At 65.9% G+C, this 24,241-nt stretch carries 23 protein-coding genes; 13 read left to right on the top strand and 10 right to left on the bottom strand.

Annotated elements, in window-relative coordinates:
• Nucleotides 1–41 precede the first annotated feature (41 nt).
• Together ACIBJI_RS06820 and ACIBJI_RS06825 are read right to left on the bottom strand one after the other, a co-directional pair.
• Nucleotides 42–716: a phosphodiesterase gene (locus tag ACIBJI_RS06820; RefSeq protein WP_364339979.1), complete on the bottom strand. Its 675-nt coding sequence runs from the start codon at nucleotides 714–716 to the stop codon at nucleotides 42–44.
• A 201-nt stretch (nucleotides 717–917) separates the two neighbouring features.
• On the bottom strand, nucleotides 918–1,529 hold the full coding sequence (locus ACIBJI_RS06825) for a TetR/AcrR family transcriptional regulator (protein ID WP_397083303.1): 612 nt from the start codon (nucleotides 1,527–1,529) through the stop codon (nucleotides 918–920).
• A gap of 78 nt (nucleotides 1,530–1,607) precedes the next feature.
• On the opposite strand from ACIBJI_RS06825, the gene ACIBJI_RS06830 reads away from it, so the two are divergent.
• The 5 genes from ACIBJI_RS06830 to ACIBJI_RS06850 all read left to right on the top strand — a co-directional run bounded on the left by ACIBJI_RS06830 (nucleotide 1,608) and on the right by ACIBJI_RS06850 (nucleotide 6,615).
• The gene (locus ACIBJI_RS06830; protein WP_364339975.1) at nucleotides 1,608–2,618 is read left to right on the top strand and encodes a GlxA family transcriptional regulator; all 1,011 of its coding nucleotides are present in this window, start codon (nucleotides 1,608–1,610) and stop codon (nucleotides 2,616–2,618) included.
• A gap of 93 nt (nucleotides 2,619–2,711) precedes the next feature.
• Entirely contained in the window at nucleotides 2,712–3,434 is a 723-nt protein-coding gene (locus tag ACIBJI_RS06835) for an alpha/beta hydrolase (RefSeq protein ID WP_364339973.1), read from the top strand.
• Nucleotides 3,435–3,461: 27 nt separating this feature from the next.
• The gene (locus tag ACIBJI_RS06840; protein ID WP_364339971.1) at nucleotides 3,462–4,427 is read left to right on the top strand and encodes an alpha/beta hydrolase; all 966 of its coding nucleotides are present in this window, start codon (nucleotides 3,462–3,464) and stop codon (nucleotides 4,425–4,427) included.
• Nucleotides 4,428–4,462: 35 nt separating this feature from the next.
• Nucleotides 4,463–5,170 (top strand): alpha/beta fold hydrolase, encoded by a 708-nt coding sequence (locus ACIBJI_RS06845; protein WP_397083305.1) that lies wholly within the window; start codon nucleotides 4,463–4,465, stop codon nucleotides 5,168–5,170.
• Between the two features lie 233 nt (nucleotides 5,171–5,403).
• A complete protein-coding gene (locus tag ACIBJI_RS06850) occupies nucleotides 5,404–6,615 on the top strand; it encodes a sigma factor-like helix-turn-helix DNA-binding protein (protein ID WP_364339966.1) in 1,212 nt (403 codons plus the stop codon).
• 6 nt (nucleotides 6,616–6,621) lie between these two features.
• Here the strand turns inward: ACIBJI_RS06850 and ACIBJI_RS06855 are convergent, their stop codons facing one another.
• Nucleotides 6,622–7,218, bottom strand: coding sequence for a hypothetical protein (locus tag ACIBJI_RS06855; protein ID WP_397083309.1), 597 nt, complete (start codon nucleotides 7,216–7,218; stop codon nucleotides 6,622–6,624).
• Between the two features lie 774 nt (nucleotides 7,219–7,992).
• Here ACIBJI_RS06855 and ACIBJI_RS06860 point away from each other — a divergent pair.
• Nucleotides 7,993–9,192 (top strand): hypothetical protein, encoded by a 1,200-nt coding sequence (locus tag ACIBJI_RS06860; protein ID WP_364339962.1) that lies wholly within the window; start codon nucleotides 7,993–7,995, stop codon nucleotides 9,190–9,192.
• 5 nt (nucleotides 9,193–9,197) lie between these two features.
• On the opposite strand, the gene ACIBJI_RS06865 is transcribed toward ACIBJI_RS06860, so the two are convergent.
• From ACIBJI_RS06865 to ACIBJI_RS06880, 4 genes are all read right to left on the bottom strand, one after another.
• A complete protein-coding gene (locus ACIBJI_RS06865; RefSeq protein WP_364339960.1) occupies nucleotides 9,198–10,148 on the bottom strand; it encodes a LysR family transcriptional regulator in 951 nt (316 codons plus the stop codon).
• Nucleotides 10,149–10,517: 369 nt separating this feature from the next.
• Entirely contained in the window at nucleotides 10,518–12,041 is a 1,524-nt protein-coding gene (locus ACIBJI_RS06870) for a flavin-containing monooxygenase (protein ID WP_396955007.1), read from the bottom strand.
• A gap of 51 nt (nucleotides 12,042–12,092) precedes the next feature.
• A complete protein-coding gene (locus ACIBJI_RS06875) occupies nucleotides 12,093–13,409 on the bottom strand; it encodes a cytochrome P450 (RefSeq protein ID WP_397083313.1) in 1,317 nt (438 codons plus the stop codon).
• A gap of 144 nt (nucleotides 13,410–13,553) precedes the next feature.
• Nucleotides 13,554–14,783, bottom strand: a complete 1,230-nt coding sequence (locus ACIBJI_RS06880; RefSeq protein WP_364339954.1) for a cytochrome P450 — start codon at nucleotides 14,781–14,783, stop codon at nucleotides 13,554–13,556.
• A gap of 197 nt (nucleotides 14,784–14,980) precedes the next feature.
• Between ACIBJI_RS06880 and ACIBJI_RS06885 the strand changes: the two genes are divergently transcribed.
• Together ACIBJI_RS06885 and ACIBJI_RS06890 are read left to right on the top strand one after the other, a co-directional pair.
• On the top strand, nucleotides 14,981–16,207 hold the full coding sequence (locus tag ACIBJI_RS06885; RefSeq protein ID WP_364339952.1) for an MFS transporter: 1,227 nt from the start codon (nucleotides 14,981–14,983) through the stop codon (nucleotides 16,205–16,207).
• Nucleotides 16,204–16,743, top strand: a complete 540-nt coding sequence (locus ACIBJI_RS06890; RefSeq protein ID WP_397083316.1) for a GNAT family N-acetyltransferase — start codon at nucleotides 16,204–16,206, stop codon at nucleotides 16,741–16,743. Before ACIBJI_RS06885 ends, ACIBJI_RS06890 begins: the two co-directional genes overlap by 4 nt.
• 5 nt (nucleotides 16,744–16,748) lie before the next feature.
• Here the strand turns inward: ACIBJI_RS06890 and ACIBJI_RS06895 are convergent, their stop codons facing one another.
• On the bottom strand, nucleotides 16,749–17,501 hold the full coding sequence (locus tag ACIBJI_RS06895) for an alpha/beta fold hydrolase (RefSeq protein WP_397083319.1): 753 nt from the start codon (nucleotides 17,499–17,501) through the stop codon (nucleotides 16,749–16,751).
• A gap of 113 nt (nucleotides 17,502–17,614) precedes the next feature.
• Here ACIBJI_RS06895 and ACIBJI_RS06900 point away from each other — a divergent pair, with 113 nt between their 5' ends.
• The 3 genes from ACIBJI_RS06900 (at nucleotide 17,615) to ACIBJI_RS06910 (ending at nucleotide 19,872) form a co-directional block, all read left to right on the top strand.
• The gene (locus tag ACIBJI_RS06900; protein ID WP_364339948.1) at nucleotides 17,615–18,502 is read left to right on the top strand and encodes an ABC transporter ATP-binding protein; all 888 of its coding nucleotides are present in this window, start codon (nucleotides 17,615–17,617) and stop codon (nucleotides 18,500–18,502) included.
• A 41-nt stretch (nucleotides 18,503–18,543) separates the two neighbouring features.
• Complete coding sequence (locus tag ACIBJI_RS06905; protein ID WP_364339946.1) at nucleotides 18,544–19,308, top strand: ABC transporter permease subunit; 765 nt, start codon at nucleotides 18,544–18,546, stop codon at nucleotides 19,306–19,308.
• Between the two features lie 75 nt (nucleotides 19,309–19,383).
• Nucleotides 19,384–19,872, top strand: a complete 489-nt coding sequence (locus tag ACIBJI_RS06910) for a GbsR/MarR family transcriptional regulator (protein WP_396955000.1) — start codon at nucleotides 19,384–19,386, stop codon at nucleotides 19,870–19,872.
• On the opposite strand, the gene ACIBJI_RS06915 is transcribed toward ACIBJI_RS06910, so the two are convergent.
• Both ACIBJI_RS06915 and zapE read right to left on the bottom strand, forming a co-directional pair.
• Nucleotides 19,869–20,663 carry a tyrosine-protein phosphatase gene (locus tag ACIBJI_RS06915; protein ID WP_364339943.1) on the bottom strand — a complete coding sequence of 265 codons (795 nt, stop codon included), beginning with the start codon at nucleotides 20,661–20,663 and terminating at the stop codon, nucleotides 19,869–19,871. The two genes, ACIBJI_RS06910 and ACIBJI_RS06915, sit on opposite strands and share 4 nt — an antisense overlap.
• A gap of 105 nt (nucleotides 20,664–20,768) precedes the next feature.
• A complete protein-coding gene (gene zapE, locus ACIBJI_RS06920; protein WP_364339941.1) occupies nucleotides 20,769–21,785 on the bottom strand; it encodes a cell division protein ZapE in 1,017 nt (338 codons plus the stop codon).
• Nucleotides 21,786–21,820: 35 nt separating this feature from the next.
• Here zapE and ACIBJI_RS06925 point away from each other — a divergent pair, with 35 nt between their 5' ends.
• Together ACIBJI_RS06925 and ACIBJI_RS06930 are read left to right on the top strand one after the other, a co-directional pair.
• A complete protein-coding gene (locus ACIBJI_RS06925) occupies nucleotides 21,821–22,582 on the top strand; it encodes a pyrimidine reductase family protein (protein WP_364339939.1) in 762 nt (253 codons plus the stop codon).
• 32 nt (nucleotides 22,583–22,614) lie between these two features.
• The gene (locus ACIBJI_RS06930; protein ID WP_397083322.1) at nucleotides 22,615–24,171 is read left to right on the top strand and encodes an alpha/beta hydrolase; all 1,557 of its coding nucleotides are present in this window, start codon (nucleotides 22,615–22,617) and stop codon (nucleotides 24,169–24,171) included.
• Nucleotides 24,172–24,241 lie beyond the last annotated feature (70 nt).

Below are 24,241 nucleotides of genomic sequence, written 5' to 3' on the forward strand. Positions count from 1 at the left end.
GGTCAGCCCCGGTTCTTACCGGGGCTGACTTTGTTTGTGCCTCACGGCGCCTCACCACGCCCCTGGCGGCTACCCGAGTACGCGAACTCGCGAAGTTGCCGGATTACCTTCGGGACCATCTCGACCTCGGCGGGATGATTGATCATCGGGTCGAAGTAGTCGGTCCGCTGCTCGCCCTCGGCCAGGCGCAGGTTGATCTCGGCGAGTTTGCGGGTCCGGCCGCCGATGGCGCTGCCGATCAGATCGAAATGCACCTCGTGCTCGCGCAGATATTCTTCGAGTGCTTCGATGGAGGCGGATTTCGGTTGTGCCGCATCAGGTTCGGCGAATACCCAGGTAGGCATCGAATTGCCGAAACGGTACGGCATCAGGCCGCCGTACCTGGCGCGGGCCCAGCCGGTAGCGACGGTGATCACGAACCGACCGATTATGCCGCGGCCCGTGGTCGCAAGGGCGAAGTCCCATGGCTTGTCGTCGCGATCCAGCACGCGAAAGGCGAACCCGAGCACATCCGGTACGGCCCCCGGCAGCCCGGTGCCCTTCGACAGGCGGGCAATGACGGCCCGTTCACCGCTACCGAACAGGTTCTCGAACTCGTATTCGGCGTGCAGCCGACCCGACAGGTGCAGTCCGTCAGGATGGAAGACCCGCGCATGCCGGAGTCTGGCGCCGGCTGCGAACGCGCTTCGCACGACTGTGGCAGATAGATCGACCATGGCGAGTCCTCCGAGGTAGACGACGTTTCGTTACCCGGTTGCCCCGCGCGTAGCCGGATAAACGGTAGGCGCTCCCGAGTCCGCGATGGCACGGTCCGGAACCACCTTCGATGGCGCGCCGCCGAACGACGCATGACCGATGACAACGAGCCACGCGACCTCAGCGGCTCCCTGCACGCATGAGCGCAGGTCCTGCCGATGTCAATGGACCAGTTGGTCAGCCCACGGGGATGGCAGGGTTGCGCTGGATATGTCGGCGATTTCCCGTAGGCGGGAGGTGGGGATTCCTAAGCGGCTCAGTTGGATCAGGCCCTGGGAGATGACGATGATGTGGGCGCTGAGAGCCGAGACAATGGCGGGGTCGGCGGGGGCGCTATCGGGCAGGGCGGTTCGTAGGCGGTCGGCTACGCCTTCTTCCATGGCAGCGGTGGTGTGGGTGCCGATGATGGCGACTTCGGGAATGCGGGTGCCGAGTTGGGCGATGCTGTTGATCATCAGGCAACCGCGGCGGTCGGGCCGGGCGGCACAGTCGTCGATGACCGCTTGGAACAGGGCCCGGACGGCGGCGCGCGGTGAACCGGACGCGGATGTGACGACCTCGCGGACGAAACGAGCCCGGCGTTCGCAATAGCGCTCGAAGGCAGTGAGGAACAGGCCGCGTTTATTGCCGAAGGCGGCGTAGATGCTGCCGTTCCCGACACCGGTCGCGCGGGATACGTCCTCCACCGACGTCTCGTCGAACCCCTTCGACCAGAACAGTTCCGTCGCGGCATCGAGCAGGTTCGATTCATCGAACTGTCGCGGCCGTCCCATGCGCTCACCGTACCAACCGGGTCGTGATGTCGAGCACCTCACTTGTTCTGGAGGCGTACCTCCATAATACTGGTTGACATGTCCGTAAAATTCGGCGGTACGGCCCGCAGGCGAGTCGGTGTGCTGGTTTTCGACGGTGTCAAGATGCTCGACTTCGTCGGTCCCGCAGAGGTATTCGTGGAGGCGAACCAGTCGGTGGCGGGCTATGAGGTGGTACTCGTTTCGGCCGACGGCAAGGACGTGCACACCTCGATCGGCGCGCGCACGCAGGTGAGCTGCGCAGCGGCCGAGGCGGGTCGCTTCGACACAGTGGTGATTCCGGGCAGCGAGTTGCCCGTGGAAAAATTCGTGACTCCCGAGATGCTGGCTGCGGCGCGGTACCTGTCGTCGCATACCCGGCGGATTGCGTCGATCTGCAGTGGCGCGTTCGTCCTAGCCCAGCTCGGACTGCTCGACGGTAGGCGGGCGACGACCCATTGGAAGTTCACGGCCGACCTGGCGCGCCGGTTTCCGGCGGCGCTGGTGGAACCGGATGCGATTTTCGTGCGTGACGGCAACCTCTACAGTTCGGCCGGTGTCGCGGCCGGTGTGGATCTCGCGCTGGCGCTGGTCGAGGAGGATCATGGTGCCGATGTCGCCCGAAGGGTGGCACAGTCACTGGTGGTGTACATGCAACGTGCCGGTGGACAGTCGCAGTTCTCGGCATCACTGAGCGGGCCCGCGCCACGCAGTCCGCTGCTGCGCGGAGTCGTTGACCTGATCTGCGCGGACCCCGCGTACCCGCATACCGTGCAGAGCCTCGCCGCGCACGCGCGCATCAGCGTCCGGCACCTGACCCGGCTGTTCCGCACGGAGCTCGAACGTTCGCCCGGGGAGTATGTCGCGTTCATTCGGTTCGGGGTTGCCAGAGATATGCTGCACGCTGGACACAGCGTGACCGAGGCGGCGATGGCCGCCGGATACGGCAATAGCGAGGCATTGCGGCGGGCGTTCGTGGCGCGGCTCGGCATTTCGCCGCGCAAGTATCAGCAGCGTTTCCGGACAACCGGATCGACCATAGGCACCGAGTTCGCGGCGGCCGTGTCCTGATCGGGGGCATTTCCGGCCGGTAAAGGGGGGCGCGGGCGACAGGAGGCAGCGGAAACTGCTTTGGACACAGCGCCAGATCGAGAAAGGACCGCGATGTCCCCCGCGTCAACCCCAACCGTTGTACTCGTGCACGGCGCCTTCGCCGATGCGTCGAGTTGGTCGCCGGTCACCCAGCGGCTGCTCGACAAGGGCCACCGGGTCGCTGCACCGCCGGTGTTCAATCGCAGTCTGTCCGGCGACGCCGCCTACATCCGGGCGGTCGTCGAACAGATCGACGGTCCGGTGTTGTTGGCCGGGCATTCCTACGGCGGCGCGGTCATCACCGTCGCCGGCGTTGCCGAGAATGTCGTCGGCCTCGTCTATGTCTCCGGTTACGCGCTGGAGGAGGGCGAGAGCCTTGGCCAATTGCAGGGCCGGTTCCCGGATTCCGAGCTGGCGGCACATCTGGTCTACACCTCGTATCCGGTCGACGGCGAGACCACCGGAACCGATGTGTCCGTCGAAATCGACGCGTTCCCAGCTATTTTCGCAGCTGGAGTCGACGCCGCGAAGGCGCGGGTGCTGGCGGTGTCACAACGGCCGCTGTCGGCAACCGCGTTCGGTGAGGCCGCCACAGCCGCAGCCTGGAAGACCAAGCCGGCCTGGGGAATTGTGTCCAGCTCCGACCGCACCATCAATCCGGATGTCGAGCGTTACGGCTATCGACGGGCTGGGCTGCGGGCGGTGGTCGAGATCGACGCACCGCACCTGGTGATGCAGACCCATCCGGACCGGGTCGCGTCCGTCATCACCGACGCGATCACCGAATTGTCCTGATCCACAACACAAGAGAAAGGCACCACCATGTCAGGTAACCCGTTGGGTATCTCGCTCGAGCAGGCGGCGCAGGAGTTCGTCGACGCTACCTCGCAACCACCGTTCCTCTACCAGCTCGCCCCGGAAGAGGGACGCAAGGCGGTGGATTCGGTGCAGGACGCGGCGATTTTCAAGCCGGAGATCGATGAGCAGTGGGTCACGGTCGAGGGCGGTCCGACGGGGGCGGTGCGGGCGCGCATCGTCAAGCCGCAAGGTGTCACCGAGGTATTGCCGGTGATCATCTACACCCATGGCGCCGGTTGGGTGTTCGGCAACGCACACACCCATGACCGGCTCGTGCGCGATCTCGCCGTCGGGGTACGCGCGGCCGTTGTCTTTCCCGAATACGACCGGTCGCCGGAGGCGCGGTACCCGGTGGCCAACGAGCAGTCCTACCGGGTCGCCCAGTGGGTTACGACCGACGGCGCCGAGCACGGTCTCGACGCGTCTCGGATCGCGGTCGCGGGTGATTCGGTCGGCGGCAATATGGCCATCGCGCTGACGCTCATGGCGAAGGAGCGCGGCGACCTCTCGTTCGCGCAGCAGGTGCTGTTCTACCCGGTGACCGACGCCAACTTCGACACCGGTTCGTACCAGCAGTTCGCCGAGGGCTACTTCCTGACTCGCGCAGGGATGCAATGGTTCTGGGATCAGTACACCACCAGCGCGGAAGACCGTGCGCAGATCACCGTGTCGCCGCTGCGGGCCAGCACCGAGCAGTTGAGCGGACTGCCGCCCGCACTGGTCATCACCGCCGAGGCAGATGTGTTGCGCGATGAGGGCGAAGCCTTCGCCGGCAAGCTACGCGCGGCGGGCGTGCCGGTGACGCAGGCGCGCTACGGCGGGATCATCCACGACTTCGTCATGGTGAACGCGATGCACGATACCCACGCCGCCAAAGCCGCTGTCGCACAGGCGGTTGCGACGCTGAAGGCCGCCCTGCACACAGTGTGATCGCACCTCGTCCGCAAACAGATCAGGAGAAATCTATGACGGCTCCAACCATCGTGCTCGTCCACGGCGCGTTCGCCGATTCCTCCAGTTGGAACGGCGTCATCGAACGCCTACGCGCACAAGGACATTCCGTCATCGCCGCCGCAAATCCGCTGCGCGGCCTCGACAGTGACGCGGCTTACATCGCGTCGGTCGTCGACGGCATCGGGGGCCCATGTGTGCTCGTCGGACACTCGTACGGTGGCAGTGTCATCACCGTGGCGGCCGAGGGGAAGGCCGATGTCACCGCATTGGTTTATATTGCCGCGTTCATTCCCGACGAGAACGAGAGCGCGCTGGAGCTGACCGACAAGTTCCCCGGCTCCACCTTGGGGGCGGCCACCCGTCCGGCGAGCTACCCCCTGCCCGACGGGAGCACGGGATCCGAACTCTATATCCGCCACGAGGAGTTCCACCGGCAGTTCGCCGCCGACGTTCCGGCGGAAACGGCTGAGCTGATGGCCGCGACACAGCGGCCGGTCGCCCTTGCCGCGCTGCAGGAGACTGCTTCCGCGGCCGCATGGAAGTCGGTGTCCGCGTTCGCATTACTGACCACCGACGATAAGAACATCCCCATCGAGGTGCAGCGGTTCATGGCCGAACGCGCCGGTGCCGGCACCGTCGAAATCTCCGCCTCGCATGCGGTCTCGGTATCCGAGCCGCAGGCGGTCACCGACCTGATCGTCGGGGCGGTCGAGCGCTAGCTCGTCTCGAACCGGCTCGCGCCGCGGGGAATTGCGGCGTGAGCCGGGGTCAGGTCGGTGTGGTTTCGGGCGGCTGGGTTCGGCGGCGGGGCGGATGTCGATGACGCCTCGAGCCGGCGGACTCATATGGGCCCGATTCGGCGGCCGGTGGTGGGATGGGCCGGGTTGTCGGTGGTCGGCATTAGGCTTTGGCGCACATGTCGAGTGGAGCCGAGTCGTGGTCAGGGGTGCAGGTGACGGCAAACGAGCCCGATGGGCGCGATCGCGCCGCTGACGATGCCGAGGTGCTCGACGATATCGCCGCGGACGTGTCGTTCGATCTCGAGGAGATCAACGAACTTCTGGGGGAATTGATCGACATGCGCGGTGACCGCAAGCGGCGCGATGCCGAAATCGTGGGGTTTCGGCTGGGGGTGAATGGGCAGGCACCGGAGACGTTGGCGCGGATCGGTGCTCGATTCGATCTGTCGCGGGATCGGGTTCGACAGTTGCATACCCGGGCGGTGGCGCAGATTCTGCGGGAAGCGCAGTTGAGTGGACATCGAGCGGCCGAGGTCTTCGGGGCGCGGTATCCGGTAGGGACACGGGATCAGCAGTTGGTGCGGGCGCTGTTGGTGGAGACCTACGCGACCGATACCGATCTGGCCGCCAATGAGTTGGCTTACCTGAAGTTGCGGTTGGCAGGGCATGCGGGCGAGGATGCCAAGCGGGTCGCCGGATACGTCATGCAGCGGATCATGGCATGGCAGAAGAAGACGAACCGGCGGTTGGCGAAACTGCACGAGCCGCTGGCGACAAGTGAGCTGAATTCATGGCTGGGACAGGTCGATTGGCCCGCCGCCGCACCGGGCCCCGCTCCCCTGCCGCTCGCCTCGGCGCGGACAGTGGACGGCGATGACGAAGGACGCGGGCGGTTCTATCTCGACAAGGTCGGACGTGATATCGGGTTCGATTCCGGTCTGGAGGCCCGGCTGCTGCGGACGGTGAATGTCAGCGATCTGGTCGAGACGTTCCAGGAGCAACCGAGTGCGGTCGCCTACGAGGTAGACGGCGCGGACCGGATCTACTACCCCACCATCGTCGCACGACTTGCCGATGGCCGCGTGGTCCTGATCGATGTCGAACCGCTTGGACACGTCGGCTTCCATATCAATCGGATCAAGTCGGCGGCCGGTCGCGCCCATGCGCATGCAAACGGCTGGGGCTGGCTGGTGTGGACCGGCAGCAAGGTCGGGATTCCAGATCTGTTGCGGCGCAAGGTAGCTGCGCGGTCCGAAAGTCGGCTGCGCGAGCAGGTCGAGCGCGGACCGGTGGATTGGTCCGCGCTGCGACAGTTGCGCGCCGAGGTCGAGCTGGATCTGCTCGACCTGATCGCGGTGGTGCTGCGCAACGAATGGCGTTGGGACCGTGCGCCATTCCGCTTGAGCGGCACTCACCCGAACTGAACCGGCTCAGCGCACGAACATCGCTCCCGCGATGAATGTCACGATCAGCATCATCGCGCAGTAGGTGATCAGCTGCCAGTGACCGATCGCCTTCTGCATGCTCGCGATGGTGCCACGCAGGCTGGCGTCGATCCGGTGGTGATCGTCGAGCTTGCGCCTGACCTCGGCCAGCGAGTCCGCGTGTTCTTGCGCGGACTCCTCGGCGCGTTCCAGCCGGGTGGTAAGCTTCATGATCTGTTTCTGCTTGTCCCGCACGGTTTTTCGGGACACGGCCAGGGTGGTGCGTTGGTTGACCAACTCCTGGCGCTGCCGAGCGATGACGCTGGCCTGCGTCCTTGTGTGGTGTTCCCAGTCGGTCACGGTGGCCCAACCTCCTGTCATCACATCGCGGTAGCCCCACGCGATTTCACCCCGCACCCAGCCCTCCAGGAAATCGCGCAGTTCGTAGGGTTCCCGGCGCGGTACGACGAGCGCGCTGTTCGAGGCGTCCAACATGCCATCTTCGGCCCGGTAATCGCAGGCGGGCGGCGCGAAATCGGCGATGCCGAGCGCGGGCAGATGCCCGACCCAGTAACCCGGCGGGCACAGCCACAGCACCGTCACAGCCGGAGGTGCGCAGCCGCATCGTGTGGTGCTGCGCCGATTCCCGGTCCAGCGGCCCGGTGCGGACCTCGATGGCGTACTGCCGCTCGCCGCTGCGCCAGAGCACGTCCACCGGGACGTCACCCACCCGGCGATCCACCTCGGCCAGGTCCGCGCCGTAGGACGCGAGCCGACCGCACAGCCAATACTTGAGCCGCTGGATATCCCATTGCGCGGCGGCACATTCCGGACATGTGCAGCCGTACCCCCCAGCCCCCACCGCTGCGCGCACGGGTGCGCGACCATCCGGCACCCGGGTATCCGCGACGCGACCATCCGACAACCCCAATTCGGCGAGCATCGCCCGACGCCCGCACGCCCGCTCGACGCGCTGCTTCGTTCTCACGCAACCTCACCCCTGCCCAAAACCACCGCAGGTCAGGTACGACCTACGCCATAGATCAAGAGTGCGTCAGCTTTGGCCCGCCCGCCAGCCCCCTATACCCCGCGCTCGGGTGCGCCACAACCCGCGAATATGCTCCGACCAGCCGATGTGTGCTGTCTCACAAGCGATTTCACTGCGACACGCGAGAGCATCGCCACAGTTATTCCCATGATTGATAGTTGCGGCCATTCCTGGGACACGGACCGATACTCCGAACCAGCGGACGAAACCGGACGAAAAGTGCACAGCGCGGCCCCGGCCGGTACTCGAACCGGCGTCGGTACCGATCGACAGATAGAATCGGCCGGCCACGAGCGGAGTTTCGGGCAATACGGGGAAGAAGGTATGGGATGGACCACGACGAGCGGAGTGGCGAATCGATCGGCGCACTCTTGTCGAGTCTCGCGACGACCCTGCGCGAGGTGAGCAATAAACTCGACGCGGTTGCCGCGCACGTGGACGACGATCGTAATCTCGCCGGTCGCTTGGCCAAGCTGGAGGCGTGGGCTTTCCGTACGGGGGAGGATGTTTCCAAGATCGGGTCGCGGTTGGAGCAGGTCGTCACCGTCGAGCCGAGTGACGAACCGGCCGAGCCCGCGCTGCGGATCCATCCGGAGCCCGCTCCCGTGGCCAGGGAACGGCGCGAACCGATTCCATCGCGTCGCGACCGTCTCGATGCCGTCAACGGACGGGCCGACACCACGAGTGCGCGTGCCGAGACCGGACGCACCGACCTCCCGGATATCACGACCGTGCTCAGCGAGACGCCGACCGGACGCAACAACCGCTCCAATACCACCGGAACAAACGAGCGCCTCGAGCCCGCGACCGGCCGCAATGAACGCATCACGCCCGCCACCGGAACCAACGGGCGGCTAGGGAACACGACGGGACGTCAAGACGCCCCGACCGGACGCAACGAGCGACTTGAAGCGCCCGAAGACCCCGCGAACATCGCGCCCCGCCCCGCACGGACCGAGTTCACCGCGCCGATCGCCCGCACCGAACACCTCGAACCCTTCGGCCCCGCAACACCCAACGACTCCCTGCCCCTCCCTTCGCGGACACCGCAGCCCGTGCCGCCCGCGGTCCCTCCGACCTACCGCAGCGAACCGCTGTCCGCACCCACCGCCCGCCCCGATTGGCTCGACTCGGCCACACCGGCCAGCACCGAACCTGCCGCGCCGACCTACACCAACTCGCAGCCGGCGACCAGCGGCGACCGGCTCGAATACGGCTCGATCGGCACGAGCAACGGCCGCCTGGAGCCGCTCACCTCCCCGCCCCGCAACGGCTACGAACCCGCAACGCCCACAACCCGTCCCGATAACGGCATGACCGCGCCCCGCGCCGAGGACAAGGGCGCACTGACCCCTGGCGCGCACCGCGCGGACACCGGGGAGGATTCCTCCCACGTGGACAAGTTGCAGGCCATGCTCGACGAACTCAAGCGCAATCCCAACGGCCCGTTCGGCCGCCCCGAACCGACCTCCGCACCGAACGAGCTACCCGGCGTGGACCCGAACTTCGCGATCCGTACCGAGGGCTGAGCAACTCACCGGCCGGACGAGTCCAGACCGGCGAGGGTGCCGCGAATCAATTCGCGCAGCCATCGGTGGCCGTTGTCGGCGGTGTTACGGGGGTGCCATGCCATAGCGATGGCGATTTCGGGGAGGGGTAGGGGGATTTCGAAGGCGCACAGGCCGAGTGCGGTGCGAGTTGTCGCGGTGAGAGCGGCGGGGACAGGGCAGACCAGATCGCCGGAGCGGACCGCTAGCAGGGCGCTGGTCAGGTCGGGAACGGTGGCCACGACTCGACGGGTGCGGCCGTGCAGCGCCAAGCGATCGTCGATGGGACCGCGGGCGCGGCCGCGGCGGGAGATGCCGAGTTGGGCGGCCGCGGCGAACCGCGCCACGGTCACGCGGTCGGTGATCAGCGGATGTTGTGGTGCGGCAACGCCGATTACGCGGTCGCGCAGTACACGTTGCACAGTGGTCTCGGGATCGGTGTGCTCGATGACGCCGACCGCGATATCGACGCGGCCGTCGCGTATCGCGGCGGTGCCCTCGTCGCGGTCCGGGAGCAGGTGCATTGTCACTCCGGGCGCCTGCGCGCGGACGGCGGCCAGCAGCGGCGTCGCCAATTCGCCGAGAACCATATCGCCCGCTCGCACCGAGAAGTCGCGTTTCAACGTTGTCGGGTCGAGGGGGCCGCGCGGGGTGAGCAGCGTCCGTCCACGCTCCACCAGAACGCTTACCTCATAACGCAATTCGAGTGCGCGCGGCGTCGGCACCAGGTTACGGCCCGCGCGCACCAGCAGCGGATCGCCGAGCACGCGTCGCAACTTTGCCAGCGTTCGACTCATCGCGGGCGCCGAGGTGTGCAGCCGCTCGGCGGCCCGGGTGACGCTATTGGTCTCCAGCAGCGCATCCAGAGCAACCAGCAGATTCATGTCGAGGGCGTCCACTCCTGGATTATCCAGAATGGAATGACTGATAACCAACATTGCATTGGCGATAATCCGTCATGTCGGCCTCGACAGCACCGTCCCGCCCGATTGTCGACTCACGTCGAAAGGATCGCGCCCCCCGTGCGGCGTCGGTCACACTCTGAGCTTCTTCGACTCGAAACCCATAGTCGCACTGCGAAAATCGACATGCCCCCCGACCTTCTTTCGATCCCGCTTCCTTCCGGCGACCGCTGTCACGCGGGCGATTGGCCGGGCGAGGACCGCGAGATCCCTCCTCTGCGATCGTCGACGCCGATCGAACCCGTAAATGGGCGTACGCATGCCCTCTCGATGCCGCAGCCGAGATATAACGCGACAGCGTCGAGGAGCGCCCAGCCATCCCCGGGCGCATTGCGGGCAATCTACCTAGGGTGTGCGCTGTTCGACGGAGACCGCAGGGACGGTCTCCGGCGCGGGGGTCCGCACCGGTCCCTTCGACCGCTCCGCCAGCCCACGATACGAAGACGGCTTGATCATCCGGAACCATTGTGCCGCACGGGTTCTGCGCGGCAGCCGGAATTTCAGGTCGGCGAGCATCTCGTCGATATTGTGAATCGAGAACGGGGTGATGGCGCCGCCATGCGCGTGATGGCCGCCCGTGCGTTCGGCCATCCAGCGCAGCCGCTCATCGACGTGCGTGGTCATCTCCTCCTGCGTCGGCAGGGCGAGGCGGCCGCGCAGCAGTGCCGCGGTCCAATGCGCGCCGACCTCGGCGCTGAGCGTGCTGATGACCGAGGAGTTGTACCCGACGAAGCTCAGGTTGGGCACGCCGATCGGCAGGATCTGCCGGTACAGGCGGAAATTGCCGTCGTCGTCGGTGAGCTGACGCTGTACGTACGGGGTGAGGAACGGCACCCGCTGGTGGAATCCGGTCGCGCAGATGACGATATCGGCCTGCAGGGTCGTCCCGTTGGACAGTCGCACCTGGTTCGCGGCCATCTCGGTGATGGTGCTGTCGCGGTGCACCGCGATCAGTCCCATTCCCACCCGCTCGAAGAAGTCCTCGGTGACCAGGCTGACCGTGCTCTCCGCGATGTCCTCGAAGCGCCCCTCCGGCACCAGACCCAGCTCGCGCAGATGCGACTTCTTGGTGGCGAGCTCCTGGATCACATCCAAATTGCTGTCGCGGAAGCTGCGCCCAGAACCGTGCAGGAATCGCTCGATCCGCCCGAGTTCCTGATAGCGGAAGTGCGCCTCGCCCAGCCTGGTCAGCATCAGCCGCTCGTAATCCGCCAGCCCGCGCGCCAACTTGCGCGGCATCTTCCACAGCAGCCGCCGGGCGACCACATTCGTCGAGGCCGCGACATGACTGACCGCCTCAGCGATATCGCAGGCCGATTTGCCGTAGCCGACCACCACGACCGATTTACCGCGCGCCCACTCCACATCCAGGAACTCCGAGGCGTGCCCGATCTGCCCGCCCGCCTGCCGGAACCGCTCGACGCCCGGATAGTCGGGTATCGCGGGCTCATTGAAAATTCCGTTCGCGATGACCAGATGGTCGCAGGAGGTGCGGTGAACGCCGATATGGTCGCGGATCTCCAGCAGCCAGCCACTGTCCACCGGATCGGCCGCGACCACCTCGGTGCCCAGACGCAGGCTCTCGCCGAAGCCGAAGTGCCGCACGTACCCGTCGAGGTACTGCTGCATCTGCTGTCCATCCGGCACGCGCGGATAGTCGTCGGGCATCGGGAAGTCGGAGAAGTGATACGTGTGTTTGCTGTTCTGTGCGCGCAGACCGGGATACCGGCGCGTCGCACTCCATACGCCGCCGACGTCCGGGGTCCGATCGAATACCTCGACCGGAAATCCCTCTTGGCGCAACACTTTCGCGCAGGCAAGGCCTGCAATGCCCGCACCTACGATTGCGACGCGGTTCCCGCTCGTCATGGCACGGAGATTACGTCGCTCACGCGAATGCGGCAAAGCCTCGGTGCGATTTCACGAAGTTGAACGTGGGGTGACTACAATCCTGGCCTTCTCGCGCGGCACGGTGGTGATATTGCGCACCCGTGCGCGCTCGGATTTTGCCCCCTCGGGCGCGGCCAGGGTGTAGCGGGACAGGATCTCGCGCAGCACCGTGGTGCCCTCCATCAGCGAGAATCCGGCGCCGATACAGCGGCGTACCCCACCGCCGAAGGGCAGCCAGGTATTCGGTTCGACCTCCCCGTCCAGGAAGCGCGACGGACGGAAGCTCCAGGTGTCGGGATAGTTGGCCGGGCTGCGGTGCGCCAGCAGGATCGAACAGCTGACCACGGTGCCCGCGGGCAGCTCCCAGCCGCCGATGGTCATCTCCCTGGTGAGTTTGCGCACCGCTCCGGGTATGACAGTGCGCAGCCGCATCGCCTCCTTCACGACAGCCTCTAGCGCCTTGTCGTCATTGATGCGGACCGCTTCATGGGCGTCGCGTTGTACCTGCGGGTTGACCGACAGTTCGTGTAGCGCCCAGGACAGCGCCGCCGCGGTGGTTTCGTGACCGGCGAGCAGCAGGGTGATGAGTTGGTCGCGCAGTTCGGGGTCGGTGAGCGGCGGATCGGATTCGGTATCCCCGCCCACTTGCAGCAGCCGGGACAGGACATCGGTGCGTTCGGCGAGGTCGGGTGCGGTGCGCCGATCCGCGATCTCGGCGTACAGCAGATCATCGATGGCGGCCATATTGTCGTGGAAGGACTTCCACGGCGGAAACTTCTGCAGCGCCGGTTTCATCAGGCCGAGGTACTGCAGCGGGCCGACATCGACGATGCGGCCGAGGCGCGGTGCGAGCGAGGCCCGGGTGCGCTCATCGGTGACGCCGAAGACCACCCGCATGATCACCTCGAGGGTGAGCGCGTTCATCCGGTCGAGGGTGATCACCGTCGAACCGGGCCGCCAGCGGTCGACCTCCACGGCCGCGATCTCGGCGACCAGATCGCGGTAGCCGCGCAGGGCCGCGCCATTGAATGCGGGAATGAGCAAGCGGCGGGCCCTGGCGTGTTCGGCCTCATCGGTCAGCAGCACCGAATGCTCGCCCATGACCGGGCCGAGGATCTGGTTGCCTTCGCCCGCGTGCAGGTCGCGTGGGTCGCCCGCGAAGATTTCCTTGATGTGTTCAGGGTGGGTGAATACGACGAGGTCCCGCGCGAACGGCGGCACACGCAGCGAGAACACATCGCCGTAGCGCCGCCGCAACGGTGGCAGCATTTGGGCGCGGTTACGGATGTACAGCAGGCCCTGCAGAAATGCGGGGATAGGCGGACCGGGTGGATACGCCGCAGTCATCTTCCCTCCGCATCCGCCACCGGACGCATCGTTACGACCGGTTCTCTGCACTGTTGCACAGTTGTCCGGCATGACGGAAGCCCCTGGGGCACAACGCCTGATCAGCTGGGCCGTCCGCCGTTGGGCGCACAACCCACGCCGGACTCAACGCAGTGCGGGCGCTTCGGCCAATTCGACCGGAAGATCCTGCAATCCCCGAATGAGCATGCTCTCCCGCCAACGCAATTCCCCACCCTCGGCGGCCAAGCGCAGATCCGGGTACTGCTCGACCAAGCGTGTGATCGCGATGCGCGCCTCCAGCCGAGCCAGGCCCGCACCAAGGCAGTAGTGGATGCCGTGCCCGAACGCCAAATGACCGGAAGTGGAGCGCTGCGGATCGAACTCTGCGGCGTCGGCGAAGTGCCGTTCGTCGTGGTTGGCCGACCCCAGCGCGACGAGCACCATCTCGCCCGAGGGGATTTCGATGCCGCCCAACGTGACCGGTTCAGTCGTGTAACGCAACGTCGCGACATTCACCGGACCGTCGTAACGCAGCATCTCCTCGATCAGGGCGGGCACGGCCTCGGTATTGCCGTGCAGCGCACGGTAGCGCGCCGGATCCGACAACAGGGTGAGCACCGTATTACCGATCAGATTGACCGTGGTCTCATGACCCGCGACCAGGATGAGGAACACCATGGAGATCAGCTCGTCATCGGTGAGGCGGTCACCGTCGGCATTGGCGACGATCAGGTCCGAGACGAGATCCTCCCCCAGCCCCTCGGCCCGCCGTCGAGTGACCAGCCGCTCGAAATATTCGGCGATGGCATCGGTCGCTTGCCGGACCTCCTCGGGCGTCGCGGTGGACAGCTCGACGATGATGCGCGACCACTCCCGGAAATCCGCGCGATCGGCCACCGGCACACCGAGCAGTTCGCAGATGACGGTGATGGGCAGCGGAAATGCGTACTCCGACAACAGATCCACCCGGCCGGCGCCATCCGCGGCGATCCGGTCGAGGAGTTCGTCGGCGATCGCAAGCACGCGCGGGGTCAGCGCCTCGATCCGGGCGGGCGCGAATGCGGGCGCGACCAATCGGCGCAGCCGGGCGTGCCCCGGCGGATCGGTATTCAACAGGTGGTAGCTGATCCGGGCATTCACCGCACCGACGCCGGTGTCATCGATGGGCAGGCCGCGGGCCTTGCGGCTGGCGTCGGTGCGAGGGTCCTTGCGAATGGCCGGATGGCGCAGCACCTCACGCGCGACGTCCAGATCCACCACCAGCCAGGCGCGGACGCCGCTATTCAACTCGACCGGGTGCACGGGGCCTTCGGCGCGCAGCTCCTCATAGAAAGCATACGGTGTATGAAAGAAGTCCTGCGGCAGCTTTCTCATTCGACGGCCCTTCCCGTTCGCGAGTTGTCTTGCGCCCCTTCGATAGTGGCACGCGACACCGATCTCGACCACCCGCGCGCCGACCGTAGCCACCGAATCTGACCAGAGGATGACCTTCGCGCGCACCGCATCCGACGAAAGGATGACCGCGACAGGTTCACCAGGCACGGCCACGACGGGGCCGATACTCTCCGCAGATGGGACCGATTTCTCCTGTCCTGCGCGGAGCCCGGATCGCGAATTCGTTCGCCTTCGGGTTGCAGGGCTTTTTCTTCGCGGTGGTGCTCACCGAACTGCCCCAGCAGAAGGATCGGTTCGGCCTGTCCGATGGCCTGATCGCCGGTTCGGTGGTGCTGGTTTCGATCCTCGCGGGCGTCGGCAGTGTGGCGGCCGAGCAGGTGGCCACGCGATGGTCGAGTCGAGTCACGGTGCGGATCGGATTGCTGGGCATCACGGTCACCGGATGCGCCATCGCGCTGGCACCCGATACGCCGGTGCTGCTGATCACCCTCGGGCTCTACGGAATCGCGGTCGGCATTGTCGACGCGAGCACGAATATGCAGGGTGTGTTCATTCAGCACGGGTACGGGACATTCATCCTGTCCTCGTTCTACGCGGTGTGGAGTGCCGGATCAATACTCGGCGCGCTGTTCGTATCCGCCTGCGAGGCATTGGATGTCACACTCCGCGAATCGCTGTTGACGGCGGCGGGCATAGTTCTCGCGATCGGATTGCTGATAGGCCCACGCCTGCTCGGGGCCGCGGCGGCCGAGTCCGGCCCGGCGGAGGTGGCCAACGGCGAATCCTCGGCATTCGGGATGGTTCCGCTGCGCATGTACCTCGCCTTCGGGATCGCGGCATCGCTCGTATTCGCCATCGATCTCGCCGTCAGCAACTGGTCGGCGTTGTATCTGAAGGAGGATCTGCTCGCCAGTTCGTCCACGGCGGCGTTGGCGTTGGCGGTCTATCAGTGCGCGTCGCTGGCGGCCCGACTCAGCGGTGATCTTTGGGTTCGGCGGCTCGGTGGACGCCGGGTGGTGCGCATCGCGGGGGCGGTCGGCGTGCTCGGACTGGCCGTCGCGGTGGTCGCGTCCGGGCCGGTTGTCGCGATCGTCGGCTTCCTGATCGGCGGTTTCGGTACCGGCGTCGTCGCACCGCTGTGCTTCAGCGAGGCCGGCCAGCTGACCAGTGGGCGCCGGCTCGACGCACTCATCGCACGCCTGAATCTGTTCAACTACGCGGGCACACTCGTCGGCGGCGGACTGGTCGGTGCGATCGCCGCCGGGTTCGGACATCGGATCGGTTTTGTGATTCCCGTTCTGTTCATGGCAATCGTTATCGGACTCGCGCGTGTATTCCATTCCCGTTCCGAACCGGATGAGCTTTCGGCCTCCAGCGATGGTCGTGCTGTACTGGACACATGAGCAACATCCCAGTCACCGTCGACCGGGCCGGATTATGGGACGCCGAGGCCCTCAGTGACGTTGCGGCCGCGACCTTTCCGCTCGCCTGTCCCCCGCACGCAACTGCGGACGATATCGAGATCTACATCGCCGAGGCGCTCTCCGGTGAACGCTTCGGCGAATATCTGACCGACCCCGCCCGGATCGTGCTCAAGGCGGTGGCGGCCGGCGATATCGTCGGCTATGCGATGTTGCACTACGGCGACCCGGCCGATCCCGACATCGCCAAGGCCGTCGACCTGCGGCCGGCCGTCGAGATCAGCAAGATGTACGTACTGCCCGGCCACCATGGCGCCGGTGTGTCGAAGGCGCTGATGAACGCGTCGCTGGAACTGGCCCGCGAGGAGGCGGTCGCCGGGGTCTGGCTCGGGGTCAACCAGGAGAATGAGCGCGCCCAGCGGTTCTATCTCAAGCACGGGTTCGAACGGGTCGCCACCAAGACGTTCATCGTGGGCAGCCAGTTGCACCACGATTTCGTAATGCGGCGGGTTTTCTGACCGGATCAGGCCACGAACTCGACCAACGCCGCATGGAAATTCGGATCCACCACGGCCATCAGGTGATCGCCGGGCACGATCCGCAGCGTCGCGTCGGGTAGTGCGGCCGCGAGCCGATCGGGCTCGGCGGCGAACGGGTCCTTATCGCCGGCCAGGACCAGGCTCGGCACCGTGATATCGGCCAGGGTCTTTATCGGCTCGTCATCCAGGGCGGTCGCGACCGCCTCGATGGCATCGCGATCGGCGCGTACCGCGTCGGCGAGAATCCGGAACATCATCGCGATCGGTGGTGTGCCCGCGCCGTCACCACGCATGGCGGCGCGCAGATCGTCGATATCGATGACGCGCCGGTCGACGCCGCCGCAATCGAGCACACCCGAGCCGATGCCGCCCACAGCCAGCTTGCTCACCCGCTCGTCGGCACCCGCCACCAGCAGCGAGATGATCGCGCCCATCGAATAGCCCACCTGAACAACACGATCGAAGCCCAGTTCGTCGTAGAGCGCGCTGACATCGCGTGCCATCCCCGCCCACGAATACCGCGACGGATCATGGGGTTTCTCGGAACGACCGTGACCGCGCGCATCCAATGACACCACGGTGCGCCCGGCGGCCCGCAGGGCGCCGACCACGCCGGTGGCCATCCAGTTGGCATTCGTATCGGCAACCACGCCGTGTTGCAGAACGACCGGAGTGCCTGCGCCCTCCCACACGCGGTAGTTGAGCTCCAGTCCATCCCAGGTCTTGAACGTCGTCATGCCCGGATCGTAGCCCGACAGCGGAATTGACAAGTTCTGCTTGTTCAGTATGCACTGAACATCTCAGTCATTTTTGAACTTGCAGGAACTAGAAGACTTCTCGAAGGAGCGTCATGACCACCGCCGCGATCCGCACCGAGGGCCTGACCAAGCACTACGGCAAGCATGTCGCACTCACCGAACTGAACCTCGAGGTCGACCAGGGCGAGGTGTTCGGGTTTCTCGGGCCCAACGGTGCGGGCAAATCCACCACCATCCGCATCCTGCTGGATCTGATCCGACCGACCGCGGGCCGGGTCGAGGTGCTCGGCGTCGAGCCGCGCCTCGCCGGCGCGCAATTGCGCAAGCGCATCGGTTACCTGCCGGGCGAACTCGAGATCGAGGGCCGAAATACCGCACGTGAGCTGCTCACCTTCCTCGGCGATCTGCGCGGCGATGTCGCACCGAGGCGGATCACCGACCTTGCCGATCTGCTCGATCTGGATCTGTCCAAGAAGGTCGGCGCGATGTCCAAGGGCAATAAGCAGAAGGTCGGCATTATCGCCGCCTTCATGCACAACCCGGATCTGCTGATCCTCGACGAACCCACCTCCGGACTGGATCCGCTACTGCAGCAACGCTTTCTGGATCTGGTCGGCGCGGCCAAGCGCAATGGGCAGACGGTGTTCATGTCCTCGCACATTCTCAGCGAGGTACAGCAGAGCGCCGATCGGGCGGTCATCATGCGCGCCGGTCAACTGCTCGGCACCGAGAATGTCGAGGATCTGCGCAGGCGTTCGCCGCGCTCGGTCGAATTGGTCTTCGGCGAAGACATTTTCGGCGACGACTTCGCCAAGCTGCCCGGCGTGCGCGATTTGTCCGTCGACGGAAAAACCTTGCGCTGCACCACCGAGGGCGAGGTCGACGGCCTGTTCAAGGTGGCCGCGAAATACCAACTGGTGAGTGTGCTGTCCACCGAGCCGGACCTCGAACAGATCTTCTTCAGCCGCTACGGCCGCTGATCCTGCATCACCCGAATCATTAGCGCATAGGAGAATTCGTCATGACTCGCTCGATCTTCACCCAGACGTTGAAGGAACAGCGGCGCGGCCTGATCGGCTGGTCGATCGGCTTCGCCATCATCCCGATGATGTACCTGCCGTCCTATCAGTCACTGAAGGAGCAGGGCTCGCTCGATCTCGAGCAGAACAAGATGTACGACGCCATGGGCGTCAGCGATTTCGCCAGCGCCAGTGGATATTTGAACGCGACGGTGTACTCGCTGATGGGGCTGGTCCTGATGCTGATCTTCGCGGTCACATTCGCGAGCCGTTCGGTGACGCAGGAGGAGAACGGGGTGCTGGATCTGCTTCTCGCACAACCGATCAACCGGATGAATCTGCTGCTGCAGCGGTTCGCCGCGCTGTCCGCGCAGACCGCGATCGCCACCACCGTGCTCACCCTGAGCGTGATTGCGGGGGCCGATCAGGGTGGGCTGGACGTACCCACCGGCAATATCGTGGCCGCAAGCGCCGGCCTCGGATTGCTGGCGCTGGTCGTCGGCGCGATCACGCTGCTGATCGGCGCGGCCACTGGAAAGCGTTCGGTGACACTGGGTTCGGCGTCGCTGATCGCGGTGGCGGGCTATTTGGCCAATAACCTCGGCGGTGACTTCGTGCGCAAGCTGTCGCCCTTCTACTGGGCCAATGGCGGCGCGCCGCTCGTGCACGGCTGGAACGGTATCCATCTGGTGGTGCTGGTCGTCGTGGCCGCGATCGCCCTGGTGCTGGCGCTCGGTGCCTTCGATCGCCGCGATCTGGCGGTCTGATCGACCGATCCGGGGCGGTCCGACACGGTCCGCCCCGTGTACCGCGACCCGGATTCTAGAAGGGATACTTCTCCGATGGGCACCACCGACAACGAGCAGACAACCGAACCGAGCCCGGAAAAGTTGGCATTCGTCGAGGATTTCGCGCTCGTACTGGAGCGGATGGGCCTGGTCCGGATGACGGGTCGGGCCGCGGGGTGGTTGTTGGTCAGCGATCCGCCGGAGCAGACCTTCGGCCAGATCGCCGATGCGCTGCAGGCGTCCAAGGGTTCCATTTCATCGGCGTTGAAGACGCTGGTCACCATGCGCTGGGTGGACAAGATCTCCAAGCCGGGCGATCGCAAGGACTACTACTCGATCCGGCCCGGAATCCTGCCGGAGCTGACCCGTCAGCAGAGCGGTATGTACACCGACCTCACCAATATGACCGCGCGCGGGCTCGCACTATTCGACGATCCGAATGGTGCCGATGCCGAACGGGTTCGGGATATGCACGAGTTCTTCGTGTGGATGGGTAAGGAGCTACCCGCACTGATCGATCGGTGGTATGCGGAACACCCCTAGACGAGCAGCTTCGCCTTCAGTGCGGCGATATCGGTAGCCGACAGCTTCAATCCCTCGCGCACGTAGTTGTCGAAACTGCCGTAGCTCTGGTCTGTCTGATCGAAAGCGGCATCCAGCCAGGCGGCCGAAACACCGTTGAGCGGGTCGTTCGGGCTGGCGTTGCGGTACTGGTTGGACAGCAGGTAATCCTGCGTGACGGTGTCGCGGTCCACGCCGAGGACGCTCAGCAGGACGGCGGAAGTCCAGCCGGTGCGGTCCTTACCGGCAGTGCAGTGAAACAGCACGGCGCCGTCGGCGTCGATGATGTCGCGCAGCACCGAGGCGAAGGCCTCGTCCGCGCCGGGCGCGGTGATGAATGCGCGGTACAAATCGCTGCCGCCCGTGAGGGTGGTAACCAGCGTTTGCGGCGGGGCTTGCCCAATGACGTCGTTCCAGTTCGCGACCGCCTCCGCGGGCACGCGGTCGGCCGCGATGGTCCGCTCGTAGACGGTGCGCAGATCGTCGACCACGCGCACCTGACGGCCGGTCAGCACCGCCAGATCGGCCGGAGTCGCATTGTTGAGCTGGCCGGTGCGGTAGACCAGCCCGGTGCGCACCCAGTGCCCGTCGGTGGTGCGGTAGCCGCCCACGTCGCGTCCGTTCTGCACGCCTTGCAGGTTCAACGCGCGATCGAAGGTCACCGGATCGGCGACGCTGACCGGGTCGGCCAGCGCGAAGCCTGCCACCGGACCGAAGGCGACGGTGAGACCGGCGGCGAGCGCGACCGGAACCCGAACGGAACGACGGACCATGCCTGCTCCAATCATCGGTGTGAACGACCATCACACACAATCAAGTGAAGTATGAGTTGGTCAACTTTCCCGGGCGGATCGGCCGGGTAGGTCCGTCCTCGACAGTTACGCAGCAACCTCGAAGCGCGAAAGCGCCAGCAGACGCGAAATCGCGCGCAGGTACTTCTTGCGGTATCCGCCGTCGAGCATCTCCTTGGAGAAGATCTCGTCCAGCTTCGCACCCGAAACCGTCACCGGGACGCTCGCGTCGTACAGCCGGTCGGCGAGCACGACGATCCGCAGCGCGACCGCCTGATCGGTCACCGGATGCACATTCGAAATGAATACCGACGACACACCGGAGATCAGCGCGCCGTACTTGGACGGGTGCAGTGTGCTCAGATGCTTCAGCAGCGCATCGAATTCGTCGAGTGTGGAACCCGGTGTGGCAGAAGCACGTTCAGTGAGCAGCTCCGGCGAGGTGGGTTCCGGAGCGGGCGGCAGATCGCGGTGCCGGTAGTCCGGACCGTCGACGCGCACGGCCTCGAAGATCGAACCGAGCTTCTTGATCTCGCGCAGGAAATCCTGGGCGGCGAAGCGGCCCTCGCCAAGCTGGCCGGGCAGGGTGTTGGAGGTGGCGGCGATGGAGACGCCGCGCGCAGAAAGCTCGGTCAACAGCCGCGAGACCAGCATGGTGTCGCCGGGATCGTCGAGTTCGAATTCGTCGATGCACAGCACGCTGTTCGCCGCGAGCCGCTCGACGGCATTGTTGAAGCCGAGTGCGCCAACCAGATTGGTGAGTTCACCGAAGGTGCCGAAGGATTTCGGCGCGGGCGCGCTGTGGAAGATGGAGGCCAGCAGGTGGGTCTTGCCGACACCGAAGCCGCCATCGAGGTAGAGCCCCGCGCCGCTGACCGGCTTCTTCCTCCCGAACAGGCTCTTCTTGTTCGCAGCCTGATGGATCTTGGCGACCTGACCGGCAAAGCCCTCTGCCTTGCCGACCGCGGCCGCCTGGGACGGCTCCTTGGGATCGGGAATGTAGGAGGCGAAACTGACCTCGTCGAACATAGGCGGTGGCACCATCTGGGCGACCAACTGGTCCGCCGGAACCTCCGGATGGCGATCGACAAGGCGCTCTTGCATGCTGGAAGCCTAATGACGTGGTGTGATCTTTGTTCATGCAGCGTATCCACAATGCGATCCAGCTCACAGGACTGAGCCGGGACGAGCTCGCCGACCTGTACGCCTACCCCACCGAACTCCAGGCCCCTTGGATCCGCGCCAATTTCGTCTCCAGCATCGATGGCTCCGCCACCAGCGACAATGTCTCCGAGGGCCTCGGGACCCCCGCCGACAAAACCGTCTTCATGCTGCTGCGTCAATTGGCCGATGTGATCGTGATCGGCGCGGGCACCGCGCGGGCGGAGAACTACGGCGGCGCCGCGACCGACCCCGTCTTCCGGCGGGCACTGTACGACCGCGGCATCGGCGGACATCGCGACGGCGCACCGCCACCGATCGCCGTGGTCACCGCGAGCGCTTCGCTGGAGCCGGGCGCGCGGCTGTTCACCGAGACCAAAATTCCGACGCTGATCATAACGACCAGCACCGCACCGGAGGATCGCAAACAACAGCTCGCCGATGCGGGCGCGCATGTCATCGAGGCGGGCGGTGTCGCGATCACCCCGCAGGGCCTGATCAACACACTCACCGACCTCGGACTGCGGCGTGTGCTGTGCGAGGGTGGCCCGCATCTGTTCGGTGAGCTGCTGGAGGCGGATGTGGTCGACGAACTGTGCATCACCACCGCGCCGATCCTGGTGGGCGGCACCGCGCGCCGAATCTCATTGTCCGCACACGAGTTCCGGGTACCGATGGTGCGCAGGCATATCCTGCTCGACGACGACGGCACCATGCTGACCCGCTGGACCCGTTCATGAACAACCCGCACGAACCTGGCAGGCTGTAGCGCATGCGCTGGACTCGGGCCGTCGTGCTGGCATCGACACTCTCGATCATGATCGCCGGATGCGGTGCGGGACCTTCCGATCGCCCCGGCGTCGCCGTCGAGCGCGCGCCGCAGGGCGGGGCGGGTCCGCACCCGACCACGGTCATCGCACCGCCACCGGATGCCGGTGTCCCCAAAACCGATCTGACCTGGCGCGATTGCACCACGCCCACGCTCGACCTACTCGGCCTCGGTCCCGCGCCGTCCGGCCTGGTCCTGGACTGCGCCGAATACACCACCCCGATCGATTCGACCGGCGGTGTGCTCGGCAACTTCCGCACCGGCGCCATGCGGGCCCGGCTGCCGCAGACCCCGACCGATGTCGCGCCGCTGGTCATTACCTCCGGCTCGGACCGCTCCTCCACCGCGACACTGGCCGGAATCGCCGTCGGCGCGGGCGGTGGGCTGCTGGCCAGTCGCCCGATCGTCGCGGTGGATCGGCGCGGCCTCGGTACCTCGCAACCGATCGACTGTATGACCGTGGAGGCCCGCCGCGGCCTGGCCGATAACGGGCAATTCGGGCCGGGCGCAAGCGATCCCGTCGAAGCGGTGACCGGATTCAGCCAGGACGCCACCATCGCCTGCCGCGACTTCCTGCAGCCCTATGAGGGCACCTTCGACGCACCGCACGCCGCCGACGACATCGAGCAGTTGCGCAGGCAGTGGCAGGTCGATCGGATCGACCTGCTCGGATCGGGCAACGGCGCGAAGGTCGCGCTCAGCTACGCGCGGAAATTCGGCGACCATCTGGCGCGTCTGGTGCTGGACTCGCCGGAGGCCGTGGGGGCCGATGCCGTCACTCGCACCGAACAGCGCGTCCAGGGCGCGGAGGCGGCGGTTACCGCATTCGCCCAGCGATGCACAGGAGTCAACTGCTCACTCGGCGCCGACCCGCGAGCGGCGATAATCGATCTGGTGCGCAAAGCCAGCAGCGGCGGACTCGGCGATATCTCCGCGAGTGCGCTGCTGACCGGGCTGTCCGGCTTCCTCGCCGGTCCGCGCGACCAGTCCGCGCATATCACCGAACTCGCCGACGCGCTCTCGGCCGCCGGGCGCGGCGATCGCGGCCCGCTCGGGACACTGATCCAGCGCGAAAGCGCCGCCACCGCGGCCGACGGTCAGTTCGTCAACCGCTGCACCGATAGCCAGCTGCCACCGAGCCCCACCAAGGCCAAGGAGCTCGCCGACACATGGGGCACCAAATATCCGGTCTTCGGCAGGTCCGCCGCGATCGGGATGATGGAGTGCGTTGCCTGGCCGGTCAGTGCCGCGCCGCCGCTGCCGGAGAAGCTGGACCTGCCGGTTCTCGTCCTCGGCGGGGTCGCGGATCCACTGGTCGGCGACGGCGGTCAAGCCTCGGTGACCGGTGCGCTCGGCGCCGCGGGTGCGCGCAAGGCCGCCATCACCTGGCAGGGGTGGGGACATCCGGTTTTCGCCCATTCCGGTTGTGCGCAACGGGCTCTCACCGACTATCTGAAGGACGCCAAGCTACCTGCGGATGGCACTGCTTGCCCCGCATAAGCGAGCGAATCAAAAGGCACAGCCCTTAGGGGAATAACGGAGCAAAGCGCCAGCGAGGCACGGTCATTTC

This window comes from Nocardia sp. NPDC050408 (assembly GCF_044458905.1).
Taxonomy (GTDB): Bacteria; Actinomycetota; Actinomycetes; order Mycobacteriales; family Mycobacteriaceae; genus Nocardia.